The sequence below is a fragment of the Burkholderia sp. Ac-20365 genome (assembly GCF_017104715.1).
GTDB lineage: Bacteria > Pseudomonadota > Gammaproteobacteria > Burkholderiales > Burkholderiaceae > Paraburkholderia.
This window is the reverse complement of sequence record NZ_JAAGPI010000009.1, coordinates 277378-297073: the sequence shown is the minus strand read 5'-3', so window position 1 is coordinate 297073 and position 19696 is coordinate 277378. Positions and strand designations below refer to the sequence as shown.

16 protein-coding genes are annotated in these 19696 nt (G+C 64.0%); 9 read left to right on the top strand and 7 right to left on the bottom strand.

The annotated features are described in order from the left end of the window. Positions 1-55: 55 nt before the first annotated feature. The 3 genes from smc to G3O01_RS18905 form a co-directional block, all read right to left on the bottom strand. Complete coding sequence (smc, locus tag G3O01_RS18915; RefSeq protein ID WP_205806654.1) at positions 56-3574, bottom strand: chromosome segregation protein SMC; 3519 nt, start codon at positions 3572-3574, stop codon at positions 56-58. A gap of 107 nt (positions 3575-3681) precedes the next feature. Further along, a complete protein-coding gene (locus G3O01_RS18910; protein ID WP_205806653.1) occupies positions 3682-4671 on the bottom strand; it encodes a DMT family transporter in 990 nt (329 codons plus the stop codon). Beyond that, positions 4668-4808: a hypothetical protein gene (locus G3O01_RS18905; protein ID WP_205806652.1), complete on the bottom strand. Its 141-nt coding sequence runs from the start codon at positions 4806-4808 to the stop codon at positions 4668-4670. Before G3O01_RS18905 ends, G3O01_RS18910 begins: the two co-directional genes overlap by 4 nt. A gap of 264 nt (positions 4809-5072) precedes the next feature. Here G3O01_RS18905 and dapC point away from each other — a divergent pair, with 264 nt between their 5' ends. The 6 genes from dapC to cls all read left to right on the top strand — a co-directional run bounded on the left by dapC (position 5073) and on the right by cls (position 11481). Then, positions 5073-6290 carry a succinyldiaminopimelate transaminase gene (gene dapC, locus G3O01_RS18900; RefSeq protein ID WP_205806651.1) on the top strand — a complete coding sequence of 406 codons (1218 nt, stop codon included), beginning with the start codon at positions 5073-5075 and terminating at the stop codon, positions 6288-6290. A 92-nt stretch (positions 6291-6382) separates the two neighbouring features. Continuing rightward, on the top strand, positions 6383-7210 hold the full coding sequence (gene dapD, locus G3O01_RS18895; protein ID WP_131242114.1) for a 2,3,4,5-tetrahydropyridine-2,6-dicarboxylate N-succinyltransferase: 828 nt from the start codon (positions 6383-6385) through the stop codon (positions 7208-7210). A 2-nt stretch (positions 7211-7212) separates the two neighbouring features. Beyond that, the gene (locus tag G3O01_RS18890; RefSeq protein ID WP_205806650.1) at positions 7213-7581 is read left to right on the top strand and encodes an ArsC family reductase; all 369 of its coding nucleotides are present in this window, start codon (positions 7213-7215) and stop codon (positions 7579-7581) included. Between the two features lie 147 nt (positions 7582-7728). Next, positions 7729-8868, top strand: a complete 1140-nt coding sequence (gene dapE, locus G3O01_RS18885; RefSeq protein WP_205806649.1) for a succinyl-diaminopimelate desuccinylase — start codon at positions 7729-7731, stop codon at positions 8866-8868. A gap of 16 nt (positions 8869-8884) precedes the next feature. Continuing rightward, positions 8885-9772 (top strand): 50S ribosomal protein L3 N(5)-glutamine methyltransferase, encoded by an 888-nt coding sequence (gene prmB / locus G3O01_RS18880; RefSeq protein WP_205806648.1) that lies wholly within the window; start codon positions 8885-8887, stop codon positions 9770-9772. A gap of 269 nt (positions 9773-10041) precedes the next feature. Beyond that, positions 10042-11481: a cardiolipin synthase gene (gene cls, locus G3O01_RS18875; RefSeq protein ID WP_205806647.1), complete on the top strand. Its 1440-nt coding sequence runs from the start codon at positions 10042-10044 to the stop codon at positions 11479-11481. A 15-nt stretch (positions 11482-11496) separates the two neighbouring features. Here the strand turns inward: cls and G3O01_RS18870 are convergent, their stop codons facing one another. Beyond that, positions 11497-11988, bottom strand: coding sequence for a glutathione peroxidase (locus G3O01_RS18870; RefSeq protein ID WP_205806646.1), 492 nt, complete (start codon positions 11986-11988; stop codon positions 11497-11499). A 125-nt stretch (positions 11989-12113) separates the two neighbouring features. Here G3O01_RS18870 and G3O01_RS18865 point away from each other — a divergent pair, with 125 nt between their 5' ends. Next, complete coding sequence (locus G3O01_RS18865) at positions 12114-14051, top strand: ATP-binding cassette domain-containing protein (RefSeq protein ID WP_205806645.1); 1938 nt, start codon at positions 12114-12116, stop codon at positions 14049-14051. Positions 14052-14108: 57 nt separating this feature from the next. Next, on the top strand, positions 14109-15209 hold the full coding sequence (locus G3O01_RS18860; RefSeq protein WP_205806644.1) for a CaiB/BaiF CoA-transferase family protein: 1101 nt from the start codon (positions 14109-14111) through the stop codon (positions 15207-15209). 22 nt (positions 15210-15231) lie between these two features. Here G3O01_RS18860 and G3O01_RS18855 read toward each other — a convergent pair whose 3' ends face one another. The 3 genes from G3O01_RS18855 to alr form a co-directional block, all read right to left on the bottom strand. After that, positions 15232-15495, bottom strand: a complete 264-nt coding sequence (locus G3O01_RS18855; RefSeq protein WP_205806666.1) for a DUF2866 domain-containing protein — start codon at positions 15493-15495, stop codon at positions 15232-15234. A gap of 139 nt (positions 15496-15634) precedes the next feature. After that, a complete protein-coding gene (gene radA / locus G3O01_RS18850; RefSeq protein WP_205806643.1) occupies positions 15635-17011 on the bottom strand; it encodes a DNA repair protein RadA in 1377 nt (458 codons plus the stop codon). A gap of 35 nt (positions 17012-17046) precedes the next feature. Beyond that, complete coding sequence (alr, locus tag G3O01_RS18845) at positions 17047-18117, bottom strand: alanine racemase (RefSeq protein ID WP_205806642.1); 1071 nt, start codon at positions 18115-18117, stop codon at positions 17047-17049. 219 nt (positions 18118-18336) lie between these two features. Between alr and lplT the strand changes: the two genes are divergently transcribed. Further along, complete coding sequence (lplT, locus tag G3O01_RS18840; RefSeq protein ID WP_205806641.1) at positions 18337-19644, top strand: lysophospholipid transporter LplT; 1308 nt, start codon at positions 18337-18339, stop codon at positions 19642-19644. Positions 19645-19696 lie beyond the last annotated feature (52 nt).

Below are 19696 nucleotides of genomic sequence, written 5' to 3'. Positions count from 1 at the left end.
TCAATTCTGTTTCAGCAACACCCGCGCGTGGCCAAAGCGCCGCGCGGATGGACGTTTAAACGATATTCTGGACAAATCCCGCAGCCGTTTCCATGTCGACGGCCACGATCCGCGATACGCCCTGCTCCTGCATCGTCACCCCGATCAGCTGCTGCGCCATTTCCATCGCAATCTTGTTGTGGGAAATGAACAGGAACTGTGTTTTGGCCGACATCGCACGCACAAGGTTCGCGAAACGCTCGGTGTTCGCGTCGTCGAGCGGCGCGTCCACTTCGTCGAGCAGACAGAACGGCGCCGGGTTCAGCTGGAACATCGCGAACACGAGGGCCGTTGCCGTGAGCGCTTTTTCGCCGCCCGACAGCAGGTGAATCGTCGAATTCTTCTTGCCCGGCGGCTGCGCCATCACCTGCACGCCGGCATCGAGAATCTCGTCGCCCGTCATGATCAGCTTCGCCTGGCCGCCGCCAAAGAGACGCGGGAAGAGCTCGCCGAAATGATGGTTCACCTGGTCGAACGTGCCCTGCAGCAGCGTGCGCGTTTCCTGGTCGATCTTGCGGATCGCGTCTTCGAGCGTTTCGATTGCGTTGGTCAGGTCGGCCGATTGCGCGTCGAGGAAGTGCTTGCGTTCGGTCGCCGCCTTCAGCTCGTCGAGCGCGGCCATGTTGACCGGACCGAGCGCCGCGATCGCGTTGTTGATGCGCGTCACTTCGCCCTGCAGATACGACGGCTTCATGTCCGACGTGAGCTTGGCCTGAAGCTCGGCTTCGTCGACACCCGCCGCCGTCAGCTGTTCGATGAACTGCTCGGCGTTCAGGCGCGCCGCCTGTTCCTTCAACTGCAATTCCGTGATGCGGTCGCGCAGCGGCTGCAGCGAACGCTCGGTGGTCAGACGCAGTTCGTCTGCGGCACGCAGCTTCGCAGTCAGATCGTCGAGTTCGAGACGCGCGGCATGCAGCGCTTCTTCCTTCACGCGGCGAATGTCGAGCGCGTCCTGCAAGCCGGTGTGGGCCGTCTGCTCGTTGATCGTTTCGAGTTCGGCGCGCGCGTCTTCGAGCGAACCGGCGACGCGCTCGCTCTGCTCGTGCGCGACCTGAATGCTGCGCTTCAACTCGTCGATACGGTTCGCCATATTGCGCGCGGCAAAGCGCGCATCAGTCGCGGCGCGGTCGAGATCACGCGCTTCGTTGCGCGCGTTGCCCAGTTCTTCGTCGAGCGATTCGAACGCGAGCTGGTTATCTTCGAAACGCGCCTGCAATTCGGCAAGTTCGGCGTCGTGACGCTCGAAGTTCGCTTCCGATTCGGCACGCAACCCGCGCTGTTCTTCGATCTGCGCGGTGATCTCTTCGAGTTCCTCGCCGATCTGCGTGCTGCGCTGCGTGTAGCGCTCATGCGCCTGCGTGAGTTTGAGCACGTCCATCTGCAGCGCGTGCACGCGCTGGGTGGCGCGCTCGGCCTGCTGGCGTACTTCCGTCAATGCATTCGAAGCCTGCGTATGCGCGGCTTCCGCACGAATCGCGGCCGCCTTCGCTTCTTCGGCGAGCAGCGCCTGCGCGCGCACCTGACGCGTCAGGTTTTCGATTTCCTGCTGGCGCGCGAGCATGCCTGCCTGCTCGGAATCGGCTGCGTACAGCTGAACACCGACGCGCGTCACCACATGCCCCGCCTTCACGACGAACATGCCGCCTTCGGGCAGTTGCGCGCGCATCGACAGCGCTTGCGGCAGGTCGTCCGCGACGAACGCGTGGCCAAGCCAGTCGTTGAGCACGGCGCGAATGCCGGCATCGTCGATACGCACCAGCGACAGCAACGGCCGCAGCGACGCCGGCGCAGCGACAGCCTGCCCCGCCGCGGGCGGCGCGTAAAACGCGAGCTTGGCGGGCGGCGCATCGCTGACGAAATGCTTCACCCAGTCGAGATTCGACACTTCCAGCGCAGCCAGACGCTCGCGCAGAATCGATTCGAGCGCGGTTTCCCAACCGGCTTCGACATGCAGCTTCTTCCACAGACGGGGCAGCGCGCCCAGCTCGTGCTTGTCGAGCCACGGCTGGATCTTGCCTTCCGTCTGTACGTTTTCCTGCAGCTGGCGCAGCGCGGCGAGGCGCGCTTCAAGCTGATGAATCTGTGCGCTTTCCGCCTGCACGCGCTCCTGCGCGGCGCGGCGTTCGGCGTCGACGCGTGGCAGCGTGTCCTGTGCGTCGGCAAGACGCTCCTGCGCTTCGCGCAGGATCTCTTCGTGCTCGGCGAGCTGCATGCGCAGTTCTTCGAGCTGCGCTTCGTCGGGCGCATCGAGACCGCTCGCTTCCGTCTTCAGGCGTTCCTGGCGCTGCTGCAACTGCTGCAGTTGCTGATCGGCGTTGCGCTGATGCGCGGCTTCGAGCTTGATCGCCTGTTCGGTCTGCGCGATACCCGCACGTTCCTCGTTCAGTTGCGACTGCGCATCGCGCCAGCGCGCTTCGAGCGCGGGCATCGCGTCATGCTTTGCGGCCGCCGTCTCTTCGGCGATCGCGGCTTTCTCGTCGCCTTCTGCGAGCTGCGCTTCGGCGTCTTCGAGGTCGTCCTGGGCCTTTTGCGCCTGCGCGAGCCACTGCTCACGTTGCGCCGTCAGCGCGGCGATCTGCGCCTGCACGCGGTTGCGCGATTCGACAATGAACTTGATCTCGGCTTCGAGGCGGCTCACCTCGGCGTTCGCTTCGTACAGCGCGCCTTGTGCGCCCTGCATGGCGTCGCTGGCCGAATAGTGCGCGACGCGCAGCGTTTCGAGTTGCGCCTCGACTTCGCGCAGCTTCGCGGTGTGCGCTTCGAGGTCGATCTGCGCCTGTTCGATCGCACGCTTCTGCTTGTCCTGCTCGGTGCCCGCCTCGTTTTTGCGCAAGAGCCACAGCAGGCGCTGCTTCTCTTCACCTTCGGCCTGCAGATCCTTGAACTTCGTCGCGACGACGGCCTGTGCTTCGAGCTTTTCCAGATTCGCCGTCAGTTCGCGCACGATGTCTTCAACGCGCGTCAGATTTTCGCGCGTGTCGTGCAGACGGTTCTCGGTTTCGCGGCGGCGTTCCTTGTACTTCGACACGCCCGCGGCTTCTTCGAGGAACACGCGCAGTTCTTCGGGCTTCGCCTCGATGATCCGCGCGATCATGCCCTGCCCGATGATCGCGTACGCGCGCGGACCGAGGCCCGTGCCGAGGAAGATGTCCTGGATGTCGCGGCGGCGCGCGGGAAGATTGTTGATGTAGTAGCTCGAGGTGCCGTCGCGCGTCAGCACGCGCTTGACGGCGATTTCGGCATACTGGCCCCACTGTCCGGCGGCACGACCGTCGGCGTTGTCGAACACGAGTTCGACGCTGGCGCGGCTGCCTGGCTTGCGCGCCGTCGAGCCGTTGAAGATCACGTCCTGCATCGACTCGCCGCGCAGTTCGGAGGCGCGCGATTCGCCGAGCACCCAGCGCACGGCGTCGATGATGTTGGACTTGCCGCAACCATTGGGACCGACCACGCCGACGAGCTGGCCCGGAACCTGGAAATGCGTGGGATCGACGAATGACTTGAAGCCAGCGAGTTTGATCGAGGTCAGACGCACGGCGATATCGCTGTTTAAAAGTATTTATGGAAACGGAACGCGCGATCCCGCTGCGATTCCGGCGCCGCGGCGCGCCCTACGCTGCGCCGCCGGCCAATGAGGGGGAATCATACCATCGCGCGTGGTTGATTCTTACCGTCGCCATCCGCCTTTCCTTCGTCGCCTGCATCGGCTGGCGCGTTGGTCTGCGCGCCGGGCTTCGACCGATGCACCCAGCTCGATAGCGCGGAGGCCAGCACGATGCACGCGCCGCCCGCCCATTCGCGCGGACCCGGCACTTCGCCCGCGAACAGCCACGCGGTGAGCGCCGTCACGACCAGTTCGAACAGCATGATGATCGACGCGCGGTTCGCCGGCACGCGCGCCAGACCGAATTGCACCAGCATGTTGTTGGTCGCGAGCACGAAGCCGATGCCCAGCACCAGCAGCGTCAATTCACCGGCGTGAGCGCCTGGCGGCGGCGCGGGCATGGCCTCGAACAGCGAGGCCAGCGCGCCGAAGATCGCCGCGCCGCCGAAGATCACGGCCGTGCGCATTTCCGCGCGCATGCCGGGCAACTCGCGGCTCGTTCTGACGATCAGCACATTGCTCATCGCGAACGACATGCCCGCCACGAGCCCTGCCCATTCGGCGAGGCTGCCGGGCACGGGAATGCCGAGCTGCGGCGACCACAGCATCATCATCGCGCCCGCCAGCGACAGCGCGGCGAGCCCCGCGCCCGCCCACGTCAGCCGCTCACGCAGGATGAAATGCGCAAAGAGCGCGGTCCACGCGGGCGTCAGATAGAAAAGCAGCAGCACGCGCATCACTTGCCCGTGGATCGCGCCCCACACGAAACCGAGGTTGGTGATGCCCGCGAACAGCGCGAGCGCGGGCAACAGCCAGTGCCAGCGCACCGTTTTGATCGCGCTGCGGCGCACGAGCAGCACGAACAGGCAGCCCGCGCCGCTCGTCAGCGCGCTCGCGGCGGTACCCGACACGCCAAGCGCATTGAGCATGCGCAGCGGATACCAGACCATGCCCCACACGGACGCGCCCATCATGATCGCGAGCGTCGGCCATGCGTTGTAAAGCGTATTGCGAAGGGGGAGATTCATCGCGCGGCGCTCCCGGCGATGTCCAGCATGTGCTGCATGACTTCCTTGCCTTGTGTGTTGCCGGCTCCGGCGGCGCGTGGTCGCTGCCAGCCGTTGCCCTTGAATTGCTGACCGTTGCGTCTGGTCATTGCCTGCATTGTGTCTCCTGTTTTTTCGTCGTGCGTCAGGTCGTCCGACGCGCCGACGGCCTGTTCGCCGCCGCTGCAAAGCCTTGTCCAATCGGACGATGCGCCGTGCCCCGGCCCGCTGGCACGCTATAATCATTCGCTCATCGACGGGACTGCGCGGCTGCTTCGACTGCCTTGCGCATGCCATCCGTCGTGCGCCGTCTTCACCCGTGTCAGCCTGTGTCAGCGCGACAATCCGTTGTGCAACACGCCGAATCTACGCCGAACCGCCAAGTGAATCCGCTACTCGACACCCTCCAGCCCTATCCCTTCGAAAAGCTGCGTCTGCTCTTCAAGGACGTCACGCCGCCCGCCAGCCTTGCTCACATCAGCTTCGGCATCGGCGAGCCGAAACACCCGACGCCTGAACTGATCAAGAAGGCCGTGATCGATTCGCTCGGCGGTCTCGCCGCGTATCCGCTCACGCTCGGCACGCCCGCGCTGCGCGAGGCGATCGCGAAGTGGGTCACGACGCGCTATCACCTGCCGCCCGTCGATCCCGCCACCCAGGTGCTGCCCGTGGCCGGTTCGCGCGAGGCCCTGTTCGCGCTGGCGCAAACGGTGATTGACCCGAAAAAGAACGCGCAGGGCGAGCCTGCGATCGTACTCTGTCCGAACCCGTTCTATCAAATCTATGAAGGCGCGGCGCTGCTGGCGGGCGCGCAGCCGTACTTCGCCAACAGCGACCCGAAACGCAACTTCGCCTGTGACTACTCGGCCATTCCCGCCGACATCTGGGCACGCACGCAACTGCTGTACGTCTGCTCGCCGGGCAACCCGACGGGCGCCGTGCTGACGCTCGACGACTGGCGCGAACTGTTCGAACTGTCGGACCGTCACGGTTTCGTGATCGCGTCGGACGAATGCTATTCGGAGATCTATTTCGACGAGGCACGTCCGCCGCTCGGCGCACTGGAAGCGGCGCACAAACTCGGTCGCGGGTTCGAGCGGATCGTGGTGCTGTCGAGCCTTTCGAAGCGCTCGAACGTGCCGGGCATGCGCTCGGGCTTCGTCGCGGGCGACGCGTCGATTCTCAAGCAGTTCCTGCTATACCGCACATATCACGGCGCCGCCTTGTCGACCGTCTACCAGTCGGCGAGCATTGCCGCCTGGAGCGACGAAGCGCACGTGCGCGAAAACCGCGCGATGTATGTGCAGAAGTTTGCGACCGTCACGCCGATGCTCGCCGAAGTGCTCGACGTCAAGCTGCCCGACGCCGCGTTCTACCTGTGGGCCAACGTCGCGCGCACGGGCCTGTCGGACGACGAGTTCGCCCGCCGCCTCTACGCCGACTATAATGTGACGGTTCTGCCCGGCTCGTATCTCGCGCGCACCGCGCACGACACGAACCCCGGCCGCGATTTCGTCCGCCTTGCGCTGGTCGCAGGCGTCGACGAATGCACGGAGGGCGCACGGCGCATCGTCGAGTTCTGCCGCTCGCTGAAAGCCTGATTCCGGCCGTTCTCTCGCGCAGGGAGCGCCGCCACGGCGCTCCGCCCTCATCCGCTTTCCGATTTCAACCTACTCGAAAGAGCACCACGAACATGTCGCAACAACTTCAGCAGATCATCGATACCGCCTGGGACAACCGCGCCGACCTGTCGCCGAAGGCCGCGCCCGCCGACGTGCGCGAAGCCGTCGCGCATGCGATCGAGCAACTGGACAAGGGCGCGCTGCGCGTCGCCGAGAAGAAGGACGGCGACTGGGTCGTCAACCAGTGGCTGAAAAAGGCCGTGCTGCTGTCGTTCCGCCTGGAAGACAACGCACCGATGCCCGCTGGCGGCTACTCGCAGTTCTACGACAAGGTGCCGTCGAAGTTCGCCAACTACACCGCTGAAGATTTCGCCGCGGGCGGTTTCCGCGTCGTGCCGCCCGCCATTGCGCGCCGCGGCTCGTTCATCGCGAAGAACGTCGTGCTGATGCCGTCGTACACCAACATCGGCGCGTACGTCGATGAAGGCACGATGGTCGACACGTGGGCCACCGTCGGTTCGTGCGCGCAGATCGGCAAGAACGTGCACCTGTCGGGTGGCGTGGGCATCGGCGGCGTGCTGGAGCCGCTGCAGGCCAACCCCGTCATCATCGAAGACAACTGCTTTATCGGCGCGCGCTCGGAAGTCGTCGAAGGCGTGATCGTCGAAGAAAACTCGGTTATTTCGATGGGCGTGTACCTCGGCCAGAGCACGAAGATTTACGACCGCGAAACGGGCGAAGTCACGTATGGCCGCATTCCGGCGGGCTCGGTGGTGGTCGCGGGCAACCTGCCGTCGAAGGACGGCTCGCACAGCCTGTACTGCGCCGTGATCGTCAAGAAGGTCGACGCGAAGACGCGTGCGAAGGTCGGTCTGAACGAACTGCTGCGAGGCGACTGATCGTGGCACGCGGCTCCGCTACGACCGTCGTCTACGGCATTCCGAATTGCGACAGCGTGAAGAAAGCACGCGTGTGGCTCGAGGAGCACGGCGTCGAGTTCGAGTTTCACGACTTCAAGAAGGCCGGTGTAAATGACAAGCTGCTCCAGGACTGGCTTAAAGATGTGCCGCTCGATCAGCTCATCAACAAGCGCGGCACGACCTGGCGCGGCCTGTCGGACGTGCACAAGGCCGAAGCCGACACGACCGCCGGCGCGATCGCGCTGATGATCCACAAACCGTCGATCATCAAGCGGCCCGTGATCGTCGTGAACGGGCGCGTGAAAACGCTGGGCTTTTCCGCGGACAACTACGAGTCGCTGTTTGCCTGAGCTTTCCGCGTTGCGCGAACCGCGAGAGCTGTGAATTACGGCTCTCGCATGCACACGCTGTTGCCGGCTCTTTCGGGCCGGCATTTTTTCACCCTGGTTTCAAGCGTGGACATGCGCCACGCCTGCTGGTTGGAAGGAACTGAATCGATGTCCGGCACCCTTGCCCTTACCGAAGCCCTGATCGGCCGCGCGTCCGTCACGCCCGACGATCAGAACTGCCAGCGCCTGCTGATCGAGCGTCTGTCCGCGATCGGCTTCGAATGCGAAACGATCGAATCGAACGGCGTGACGAACCTGTGGGCCGTCAAGCGCGGTACGGCAGGCACGGATGGCAAGCTGCTCGCGTTCGCGGGCCACACCGACGTCGTGCCGACGGGCCCGCTCGATCAATGGCACTCCGCGCCGTTCGAGCCGACCCACCGCGACGGCAAGCTGTATGGCCGCGGCGCCGCTGACATGAAAGCGTCGATTGCCGGCTTCGTCGTGGCGAGCGAGGAGTTCGTGGCTGCGCATCCGCAGCATCGCGGCTCGCTGGCGTTCCTCATCACCAGCGACGAAGAAGGTCCGGCGACGGACGGCACCGTCAAGGTCGTCGATGCGCTGCAGGCGCGCGGCGAGCGCATGGACTATTGCGTGGTCGGCGAACCGACGTCGAGCGCGCAGTTCGGCGACATGGTAAAGAACGGCCGCCGCGGCTCCATGTCGGGCAAGCTGACCGTCAAGGGCGTGCAAGGGCATATCGCGTATCCGCATCTCGCGAAGAACCCGGTGCACCTGCTCGCACCCGCGCTCACCGAACTGGTCGCCGAGCACTGGGACGCAGGCAACGAATACTTCCCGCCCACTACGTGGCAGGTGTCGAACCTGCACAGCGGCACGGGCGCGACCAACATCATTCCGGGCCATGCCGAGGTGATGTTCAATTTCCGCTTCTCGACGGCGAGCACGGTCGAAGGGCTGCAAAGCCGCGTGCACCAGATTCTCGACAAGCACGGTCTCGACTACGACCTGAAGTGGACCGTGAGCGGCCTGCCCTTTCTCACGCCGCGCGGCGAACTGTCGAACGCGCTCGAAAAGGCGATCCGCGACGAGACGGGCCTCACGACGGAACTGTCGACGACGGGCGGCACGTCGGATGGCCGCTTCATCGCGCGCATCTGCAAGCAGGTGATCGAATTCGGGCCGTTGAATGCGAGCATCCACAAGATCGACGAACATATCGAAGTCGAACATATCGAGCCGCTCAAGAACGTCTACCGACGCGTGCTCGAACAACTGATCGCCTGACGGAGGGCCCAGGATCATGACTCATCCGTTTTCCACGGTTCGCGACGTGCTGCGCTACGCGGTGTCGCGCTTCAACCAGGCCGGTCTCGCGTTCGGCCACGGCTCGTCGAATGCTTATGACGAAGCCGCGTATCTGGTGCTGCACACGCTGCATCTGCCCATTGATCTGCTTGAGCCTTTCCTCGACGCCCGCCTGACGGACGAAGAAATCCAGTCCGTGCTGAAGGTGGTCGAACGGCGCGCGGCCGATCGCGTGCCCGCCGCGTACATCACGCAGGAAGCGTGGATGCACGGCTATCGCTTCCATGTCGACGAGCGCGTGATCGTGCCGCGTTCGTTCATCGGCGAACTGCTGCAGGACGGCCTGCAGCCGTATGTCGAGGATCCCGAACAGGTTGGCGCGGTGCTCGAACTGTGCACGGGCTCGGGCTGCCTCGCAATTCTCGCGGCACATGCGTTCCCGAACGCCGACATCGACGCTGTCGACCTGTCGCCCGCCGCGCTCGAAGTCGCCGCGCGCAACGTCCATGATTACGAACTCGACGAGCGGGTCGCGCTCTTCGAAGGCGATCTCTACGCGCCTCTGGCCGAGCGCCGCTATGACGTGATCATCACGAATCCGCCGTACGTGAACGCGGAATCGATGAAGGAGTTGCCCGCCGAGTACAAGCACGAACCGGAAATGGCGCTTGCAGGCGGCGCGGACGGCATGGATATCGTGCGCCGCATCATCGCCGAGGCGCGCAACTGGCTGACGGATGAAGGCGTGCTGGTGGTCGAAATCGGCAACGAACGCGCACATGTCGAAGCGGCGTTCGGTGGCCTCGATCTCGTATGGATGTCGACCAGCGCCGGCGACGATAACGTGTTCCTGATCCAGGCAAGCGATCTGCCCAGCACCTAGCATTTGACGCCCAATAACTGGACTTCACGACGCACGCTGCCCTTCGGGCGCCGTGCGTCGTGTGCTTTGGGGCCCGCGCATTCACTGTGCATAAGCGTCGCCTGGCGCAAAAAGCCCGTCACGAATTGCTGGCCGGCTGACCGCGATGCGAGCGCTTTGGGTAATATGAGCGCGACCGCGTTGCGGCAACGCGGCATCCGAGCCATATCTCGACAAATGCCCAAACAAAGCTAACCACGCGCAGCGCGACGGTCATCGTTCGCACGCTTATGCAATTCGACCTGCTCCACATCGGTACGCTCGTGTTTCTCGCCCATGCGCTGGGCGTGATCGCGGCTTGCCACGCCATCCTGCACACCCGCACGTCGCAAGGCGCGATTGCGTGGGCGGTGTCGCTCGTCGCGATGCCTTACCTGACGCTGGTGCCGTATCTGTTTCTCGGCCGCAGCAAGTTCGCCGGTTACGCCGACGCGCGCCGCCTCGAAAACGAAACGCTGCGCACCCGTGCGCATCCGCCCGAGTGGGATACGGAGGCGTCCTCGCAAGGCCGCCCGACGGAAGCGCTCGGCCATCATTTCGTGCGCTCGCTCACACGCCTGTCCGGCATGCCGTTTCTGCCCGGCAATCATGTCCGCACGCTCGTGAACGGCGAAGCGACCTTCGCGGCGATTCTCGATGCGATCGAAAACGCAAAGAACTACGTGGTCGTGCAGTTCTTTATCGTGCGCGCCGATGCGCTCGGCGAGATGCTGAAGGACGCCCTGCTCGCGAAGGCTGCGCAAGGCCTGCGCGTGTATGTGCTGTACGACAGCATCGGCAGCTTCGATTTGCCGCATCGCTACGTCGCGTCGCTGCTCGCGGGCGGCGTGCAGATGCATCCGTTCGCGACCAACCGCAAGTTCGTCAACCGTTTCCAGCTCAACTTCCGCAATCACCGCAAGATCGTCGTGGTGGACGGCGAGCGTGCGTTCGTCGGCGGACATAACGTCGGCGTCGAGTATCTGGGCGGCAAGCCGCCGCTCTCGCCGTGGCGCGATACGCATATCGAAGTGCGCGGCCCCGCTGTCGCGAGCATCCAGTTCGTGTTCACGGAAGACTGGTACTGGGCCACGCAGGATCTGCCGCACTTCGATTCGCCGCCGCCCGCCAGTCCCAGTGACGGCATGCACTGTCTCGTCGTGCCGACGGGCCCCGCCGACAAGCAGGAGACCTGCTCGCTCTTCTTCGTCGAAGCGATCAACGCAGCACGCGAGCGCATCTGGATCACCACGCCCTATCTCGTGCCAGACGAAGCCGTGTTCGCAGCCTTGCGTCTCGCGGCGCTGCGCGGCGTCGACGTGCGGATTCTGATTCCGAGCCGGCGCGATCACCGCGTGGTATTCGAGGCGTCGAAGCTCTACGCGTACGACTCGATCCGCGCAGGCGTGCGCGTGTTCCGTTACCGGCCTGGCTTTCTGCATCAGAAAGTGGTGCTGATCGACGACGTTGCCGCGGCGATCGGCAGCGCGAACCTCGACAACCGGTCATTCCGTCTGAACTTCGAAATCATGGTGCTGACCGTGGATCACGGCTTCGCGGCCGAAGTCGAGGAGATGCTGCTGCGCGACTTCGCGGAAGCATTCGAGATCGACCGCCGCGAGTATCGCAACGCGCCGGCGCTGCGGCGCGTGCTGATGCATGTCGCGCGGCTGTTCGCGCCGATCCTGTAGCTTCCTGCACGGCGCTTACAGCAGCGTTTCGATGTCGTCCGTGATCGTTTCGGGCTTGGTGGTGGGCGCGTAGCGCTTGACGACCTTGCCATTGCGGTCGACGAGAAACTTGGTGAAGTTCCACTTGATGGCTTCAATGCCGAGCACGCCGGGCGCCTCATCCTTCAGATACTTGAAGAGCGGATGTGCATCCGACCCGTTGACGTCGACCTTGTCGAACATCTGGAACGTCACGCCGTAGTTCTTTTCGCAGAACGCGCCGATCTGCGCGGCATCGCCCGGCTCCTGCTTGCCGAACTGGTTGCACGGAAAGCCGAGCACCTCCAGCCCGCGCGCCGCGTACTGCTCATGCAGCTTCTGCAAACCGGCGTATTGCGGCGTGAAGCCGCACTCGCTCGCCGTGTTGACGATCAGCATGACCTTGCCGTCGTAGCGCTCGAGATTGACGGGCTCGCCGTTCAGCGTACGTGCCGAAAAGGAATAAATCGAAGACTTGTCTGCTGCCATGTGTTGCCCTCCATGATTGTCGTTAGTGTAGGTTTTTTGCTGCCCCGCGCCACCTGGCCGACCGGCCAATGCCCGAGCGTGCCCGCGCAGTCTAAAATAGCGTTTTTCTTCAAGCCGGCCCTGCTGTGATCCGCTTCAACCAGTTCAGTCTCGCGCGCGGCACGAAGCCGCTCTTCGAACAGACCACGTTTACGCTCAACCCCGGCGAGAAGGCCGGCCTCGTGGGCGCCAACGGCGCGGGCAAATCGACGCTGTTCTCCGTGCTGCTCGGCGAACTGCACGCCGACGGCGGCGACGTCTCGATGCCGCCGTCGTGGCAGATCGCGCACGTCGCGCAGGAAACGCCCGCCGTCGATAAAACCGCGCTCGAGTACACGCTCGACGGCGACGCCGCCTTGCGCGCGATCGAAGCGCGCATCGCGTCCGCCTCCGCCGCGCACGACGGCGCAGCCGAAGCCGAAGCACACGCCTCGTTCGCCGACGCCGACGGGTACACGGCGCCCGCACGGGCCGAAGCGCTGCTGCTCGGCCTGGGCTTCACGCTCGACCAGACGCGCGCAAGCGTCGGCAGCTTCTCGGGCGGCTGGCGCATGCGCCTGAATCTCGCGCAAGCGCTGATGTGCCGCTCCGACCTGCTGCTGCTCGACGAACCGACCAACCACCTGGATCTCGACGCCATCGTCTGGCTCGAAGACTGGCTGCATCGCTATCCCGGCACGCTCGTCGTGATCTCGCACGACCGCGAATTTCTCGACTCGGTCTGCAATGTTACGCTGCATCTCGAGAACCAGCAGATCAAACGGTACGGCGGCAACTACTCGCAGTTCGAAGTGCTGCGCGCGCAGCAACTGGCGCTGCAGCAGAGCGCCTACGAGAAGCAGCGCAAGACCATCGAGCATCTGCAGAGCTTCGTCGACCGCTTCAAGGCACAGGCGACAAAGGCACGTCAGGCGCAAAGCCGCATGAAAGCACTCGAAAAAATGGAATTGATCGCGCCCGCGCATATCGCATCGCCGTTCACGTTCGAGTTCCGTACGCCCGACTCCGCGCCGAATCCGATGATGGTGATGGAAGACGTGCGCTGCGGGTATCACGCTGAAGACGGCAGCGAGATTCCGATTGTCGATCGTGTCGCACTGTCTATCCAGAACGGGCAGCGCATCGGTCTGCTCGGCGCGAACGGCCAGGGCAAATCGACGCTCATCAAGACGCTCGCAGGCACGCTCGAAGCACTCGGTGGCCACGTGCGTCAGGGCAAGGGCCTGCAGATCGGTTACTTCGCGCAGCATCAGCTGGAAACGCTGCGGCCCGACGATTCGCCGCTGCAACATCTCGCACGCCTCGCGCCCGACACCCGCGAGCAGGAACTGCGTGACTTCCTCGGCAGCTTCAACTTCTCCGGCGACATGGCCACCGCCGCCATCGCGCCCTTCTCCGGCGGTGAAAAGGCGCGCCTCGCGCTCGCGCTGATCATCTGGCAGAAGCCGAACCTGCTGCTGCTCGACGAACCGACCAACCACCTGGACCTTGAAACGCGCCACGCGCTGACCATGGCGCTCGCGCAGTTCGAAGGCACACTGATCCTGGTGTCGCACGATCGCCACCTGCTGCGCGCGACCACGGACCAGTTTATGCTCGTCGCGAAGCACAAGTTGCAGCCGTTCGACGGCGATCTCGACGACTATCGCGACTGGCTGCTGCAACATGCGGCCGAGCAGCGCGCGGCGCTGAAGGCAGATGCATCGGCCGCGAGTGCAAACGGCGCGGACGCGTCGGTGAATCGCAAGGAACAGCGCCGTCTGGAAGCGGAAACGCGCCAGAAACTCGCGCACCTGAAGAAGCCGTTGCAGAACCGTATCGCGAAGATCGAAAAGGAAATGGATGCGTTGAACGGGGAAAAGGCGACGCTCGATGCGTTCGTCGCCGATCCCGCCAGCTACGCCGCCGAGCAGAAAACGAAGTTGACGGAAGCGATCCGCCGTCAGGCAGATGTCAACGCACGACTCGAAACGCTCGAAGCCGACTGGCTCGAAGCGCACGAGGAACTCGAACAAATCGGCTAACGGCCCCTTCGCCACCGCGAAGGCACAGTCAGGGAATCGAGGCCGCGCCAGCAATCGATGGAGGGCTGCGCATTGTCGTCTACCGCCGCACTGAAGGGCTTGCGCGTGCTCGATCTGACGCGCCTGTTGCCCGGCCCCGTCGCGACGCTGAGGCTCGCGGAAATGGGCGCCGACGTGTTGAAGATCGAGGCGCCCGGCGCCGGCGACGCCACGCGCACGATGATGCAAAGCAGCAGCGACCGCGTGGCGGGACGGCCCGGCGCGTTCTACCGGCTGGTCAATCGCGGGAAGCGCGAAACGCGGCTCGATCTGAAATCCGAAGGCGGACGCACGGTGCTGATGGCGCTCGCGCGTGAAGCGGACGTACTGATCGAAAGCTTCCGGCCTGGCGTGATGGACCGGCTGGGCGTCGGCTACGACGTGCTACGCGTGATCAATCCGAAGCTGGTTTACTGCGCGATCTCGGGATACGGGGCGGACGGACCGTTCGCGCTACTGGCCGGGCACGATCTGAACTACATCGGCTATGCGGGCGTGCTGGATCAACTGGCTGCGCGCGACGGCACGCCGATTCTGCCCAACTTCCAGATTGCGGACCTGCTTGGCGGCGCCTTGTCTGCCGTGAATCAGATACTCGCCGCGTTATGGGCCGTGGCGCGCGGCGGCGATGGGCGTTTTGTCGATGTATCGATGGCGCATTGCACCTACGCGAACAATGTCGTCGCGCAGGTCGCGCTCGCCAATGACGGCATGCCGCCCGTCGCGGGGAGCGGCCTGCTGAACGGAGGCGTCCCCTGCTACAACCTGTATCGGACGCTCGATGGGCGGTGGCTCGCGGTTGGCGCGCTCGAACTCAAATTCTGGGAAACGCTGTGCATGGCGTTAGAGCGGCCCGACTGGGCGACGCGCCACTGGAGCCTGGGCCAGGCGATCGCCGGGCCGGATGCGGTGCAACTGATCAAGGATATGGCCGAGTTGATTGCGACGCGATCGATCGACGAATGGGGCATGCTGCTCGTACCGCTGGATTGCTGCGTCTCGCCCGTGTTGACGCCGGCGGAAGCGGCCCAGCATCCGCTGTTCAATCTGGCCGTGCGTGAGGCGCTGATGGCGCAACACGCGAGCGAAGGGGAATCTGAGCAGACGCGCCAGGTATAGATCGGGAGCGTCACAGCTCGCTTCAACGCCGCGGCAACGTCTGCCGTGGCTCGCGCTCGTCGTCGATCAGCCGGTGCTTGCGGCCTTCCACATGGTGCCGGATCGTCGCCCGCACTTCGTCGGCCGTGACGTTTTCCGCTACGACGCGCCGCGAAATCTGCCCGGTCGTGTCAATCCATTCGACGATCCGGCAGCCGCCGCCCCACGGCCCCTGAATGGGCGGGGAGACGCGGCAGCCGCGCAGATTCGAGAGAAGCTCGCCCGAGGATTCATGAGACTGTTTCAAGACGTCTTCCTTTTCCACTCGTGACATTCCATTTCACGAGGATAGGGAAAACGAAAGTCGCCTAGGTTACAGACGGGCCGCAGAAATTTACAGCGGATTACGCCAGAAAGCCCACTCAATCCGCCGCTGTCCGAAGAGGTTATTCGAGCGTACGGATACGGTCGATCGCCTGCTCGAGCCGGTCCACCGCGATCACCTGCAATCCGTCGATGGGCTGCTTTGGTGCGTTCGCCTTCGGAATCAGCGCAACCGAAAAGCCCAGTTTTGCGGCTTCCTTCAGACGTTCCTGGCCGCGCGGCGACGGACGGATTTCACCCGCCAGGCCCACTTCGCCGAATACGATCAGGCCCTTCGGCAGGGCCTTATTACGCATCGACGAATGAATCGCGAGCAGCACGGCGAGGTCGGCGGCGGGCTCGGTGATTTTCACCCCGCCCACTGCGTTCAGGAACACGTCCTGATCGAAACACGCGATACCCGCGTGCTTGTGCAGCACTGCCAGCAGCATTGCAAGCCGGTTCTGTTCGAGACCGACCGCCAGACGCCTCGGATTCGGCACGTTCGCAGCGTCAACAAGCGCCTGCACTTCGACCAGCAGCGGCCGCGTGCCCTCCTGAGTGACCAGCACGCACGAGCCGGGCACGATCTGCTCATGCTGCGACAGGAACAGCGCCGACGGATTCGCGACGCCGCGCAAGCCGCGTTCCGTCATCGCGAACACGCCCAGCTCGTTGACGGCGCCAAAGCGGTTCTTGAACGCGCGCACCAGCCGGAACGAAGAGTGCGTATCGCCTTCGAAATACAGCACGGTATCGACGATGTGTTCGAGCACGCGCGGACCGGCGAGCGCGCCCTCTTTCGTCACGTGGCCGACCATGATGATGGCCGTGCCCGACTGCTTGGCCACGCGCGTCAGTTGCGCCGCGCATTCGCGCACCTGCGCCACCGATCCCGGCGCGGACGTCAACGCTTCCGAATAGATGGTCTGGATCGAATCGATCACCGCGACGTCAGGCTTTTCTTCGGCGATCGTCGCCTGGATTTTCTCCAGCTGGATTTCAGCGAGCAGTTGCAGATCCGTTGCATGCGAACCCGGCTCGAGCAGCGACAACCGTTGCGCGCGCAACGCAATCTGCGCCGCCGATTCTTCACCGCTCACATAGAGCGCGCGTCGCTCGCTCGCGATCTCCGCGAGTGACTGCAGCAACAGCGTCGATTTGCCGATGCCGGGGTCACCCCCGATCAGCACGACGCCGCCCGGCACCAGGCCGCCACCCAGCACGCGATCGAACTCGCCCACGCCGGTCGAAAAACGCGGCACGTCCGATGCCTGAATCTCGGCGAGCCGCTGCACCGGCTGGCTCTTCGCGAGCGCCTGAAAGCGGTGCGCGGATGGTGACTCCGCAACCGATTCGACGAGCGTATTCCACGCATGACACGCAGGGCACTGGCCCTGCCACTTCGGCGCCTGCCCGCCACATTCCGTGCAGGTGTACATCGTTTTCTGTTTAGCCAACTTGTTTCGTCACGCGTCGTTGTTTTTGGTGTCGGTCATTCGGCGCGCACGGGCACGCGCGGCGCGACGGCGCACATCAACTCGTAGCCGATCGTGCCGCACGACTGCGCGACGTCGTCGATGGGCAATTGCGCGCCCCATAGTTCGACGCGCGAGCCAACGTTCGCAGACGGACACGGCGTGAGATCGACGGTGATCATGTCCATCGATACCCGCCCGACGATCCGCGTGCGAATACCGTCGACGATCACGGGCGTGCCTTCGGGTGCAACACGCGGGTACCCGTCCGCATAGCCGCATGCGACCACGCCGATGCGCATGCCTTCGCGCACGGTAAAAGTCGAGCCATAGCCGATCGTGTTGCCTTTGGTTAGCGTCTGGACGGCGATGAGTTCCGAAGCGAGCGTCATGGCGGGCTGCAGGCCCGTGTCCTTGATCGCCGAGCTCACGCCCGACGGCGACGCGCCGTACAGCATCACGCCCGGCCGCACCCAGTCGAAATGCGCTTCCGGACACCAGAGTGTGGCAGCAGAATTGGCAAGGCTGCGCGCGCCTGCGATGCCCTGCGCGCCGCGCTCGAATGCTTCCATCTGGTACGCAATGCCGCGCTCGCTGTCGGCATCCGAGAAATGGGTCATCAACGTGATCTGGCCGATGCCCTGGCAGGCCCGCGCGCGCTCCCACGCGGCACGGAACTTCTCCGGCGTGTAGCCGAGCCGGTTCATGCCGCTGTTCATTTTCAGCTGGATATTGACGGGCTTGGACAGACGGGCCATTTCCAGCATGCGCAACTGTTCGTCCGAATGCACCGCTGTAGTGAGGCTGTAGCGGTCGATGACGTCGATGTCCGTGGGCCGGAAAAAGCCCTCGAGCAACAAAATCGGGCCGGCCCAGCCCAATTCACGCAACTTCACGGCTTCTTCGAGGTCGAGCAAACCGAAGCCGTCGGTTGCGCGCAGGCCCGGGAACGCTCGCGCGAGCCCGTGACCGTAGGCGTTGGCCTTGACGACGGCCCAGATCTTGGACTTCGGCGCATAACGGCGTGCAACTGCGAGGTTATTGGCGAGAGCGGCGGTATGAATCGTGGCTGAGACTGGGCGCGGCATGGGATATTTTCGTAAAGACATTGTCGAATCAGTAGCTTACAGTGCGTTTGCAACGCGCCGAAGGCAACTGCGACAATGCGATCAAGGATTCTGCTAGTCGGGATTCGGCTATTTTCGTGATATAAAGCCGTGCGCACAACCCATTTCGAACGGAATAAGCCCGGACGCACATCTCACGGCCGGGGCGGACAGACCGCAGCGAGGAAAGCATCGCATCAGATGAAAAAAGGTTTTTACACCATCATGGCCGCGCAGTTTTTTTCCTCGCTGGCCGACAATGCGCTTCTGATCGCTGCTATTGCACTGCTGAAAGACCTTCACGCCCCGAACTGGATGACGCCGCTGCTCAAGCTGTTTTTTGTGCTGTCGTACGTCGTTCTGGCCGCCTTCGTCGGCGCCTTCGCGGATTCCCGCCCGAAGGGCCGCGTGATGTTCGTGACCAATACCATCAAGGTGGTCGGCTGTATCACGATGCTGCTCGGCGCACATCCGCTGCTGGCCTATGGCATCGTCGGATTCGGAGCCGCCGCGTATTCGCCCGCCAAATACGGCATTCTCACCGAGCTGCTGCCGCCTGACCGGCTGGTCGCCGCGAACGGCTGGATCGAAGGCACCACCGTCGGCTCGATCATTCTCGGCACCGTGCTCGGCGGCGCGCTGATCAGCCCGCATATCGCGTCGCATGTCATCAAGCACACGCCGTCCGCGATTCACACGCCGGCCGAAGCGGCAATGCTGATCATCATCCTGATCTACATCGTTGCCGCGCTCTTCAATCTGCGCATTCCCGACACGGGCGCCCGCTATCCGCGTCAGGAACACGGCCCGATCAAGCTCATCACCGATTTCGCCGACTGCTTCGTCGTGCTGTGGCACGACAAGCTCGGCCAGATCTCGCTCGCCGTCACGACGCTCTTCTGGGGCGCAGGCGCCACGCTGCAGTTCATCGTGCTGAAATGGGCGGAAGTGTCGCTGGGCATGTCGCTGTCGGAAGGCGCGATCCTGCAGGCCGTCGTCGCCGTGGGCGTCGCGGCGGGTGCGATGATCGCCGCCGCGCGCGTGCCGCTGAAGAAGTCGCTTTCCGTGCTGCCCGTCGGCATCATCATGGGCATCGCCGTGATGCTGATGGCCTTCTATACGAAACATCTGTTTCCATCGCATTGGGGCATCTATTACGGCCGGATGCACGTCCCCGGCTATCTGATCTTTGCCTATATCTTCCTGATGGTCGTCGGCGCGTTGTCGGGCTTCTTCGTCGTGCCGATGAATGCGCTGCTCCAGCATCGCGGGCACGTGCTGCTGTCGGCGGGTCACTCGATCGCCGTGCAGAACTTCAACGAAAACCTCTCCGTGCTCGTGATGCTCTGCCTGTACGCCGTGCTCGTGTGGCTCGACGTGCCCGTCGCGATCGTGATCGTGCTGTTCGGCACCTTCGTGTGCGTGATGATGTGGCTCGTGATGCGCCGCCATCAGGCGAACCAGCGCGCGTTCGATTCCGTCTCGCTGATCGGCGAAGCGCGGCACTGACGCCGCGGCTTCCCCGTCGTTATTGGGCGCGCGAAGCGCCCTTTGCTTTTCA

What these genes read in the sequence shown, in the direction of transcription:
- G3O01_RS18910 (WP_205806653.1), bottom strand. Translation starts at nt 4,671, where the DNA reads ATGAATCTCCCCCTTCGCAATACGCTTTACAACGCATGGCCGACGCTC.
- G3O01_RS18905 (WP_205806652.1), bottom strand. Translation starts at nt 4,808, where the DNA reads ATGCAGGCAATGACCAGACGCAACGGTCAGCAATTCAAGGGCAACGGC.
- dapD (WP_131242114.1), top strand. Translation starts at nt 6,383, where the DNA reads ATGTCGCAACAACTTCAGCAGATCATCGATACCGCCTGGGACAACCGC.
- dapE (WP_205806649.1), top strand. Translation starts at nt 7,729, where the DNA reads ATGTCCGGCACCCTTGCCCTTACCGAAGCCCTGATCGGCCGCGCGTCC.
- prmB (WP_205806648.1), top strand. Translation starts at nt 8,885, where the DNA reads ATGACTCATCCGTTTTCCACGGTTCGCGACGTGCTGCGCTACGCGGTG.
- cls (WP_205806647.1), top strand. Translation starts at nt 10,042, where the DNA reads ATGCAATTCGACCTGCTCCACATCGGTACGCTCGTGTTTCTCGCCCAT.
- G3O01_RS18870 (WP_205806646.1), bottom strand. Translation starts at nt 11,988, where the DNA reads ATGGCAGCAGACAAGTCTTCGATTTATTCCTTTTCGGCACGTACGCTG.
- G3O01_RS18860 (WP_205806644.1), top strand. Translation starts at nt 14,109, where the DNA reads ATGGAGGGCTGCGCATTGTCGTCTACCGCCGCACTGAAGGGCTTGCGC.
- alr (WP_205806642.1), bottom strand. Translation starts at nt 18,117, where the DNA reads ATGCCGCGCCCAGTCTCAGCCACGATTCATACCGCCGCTCTCGCCAAT.
- lplT (WP_205806641.1), top strand. Translation starts at nt 18,337, where the DNA reads ATGAAAAAAGGTTTTTACACCATCATGGCCGCGCAGTTTTTTTCCTCG.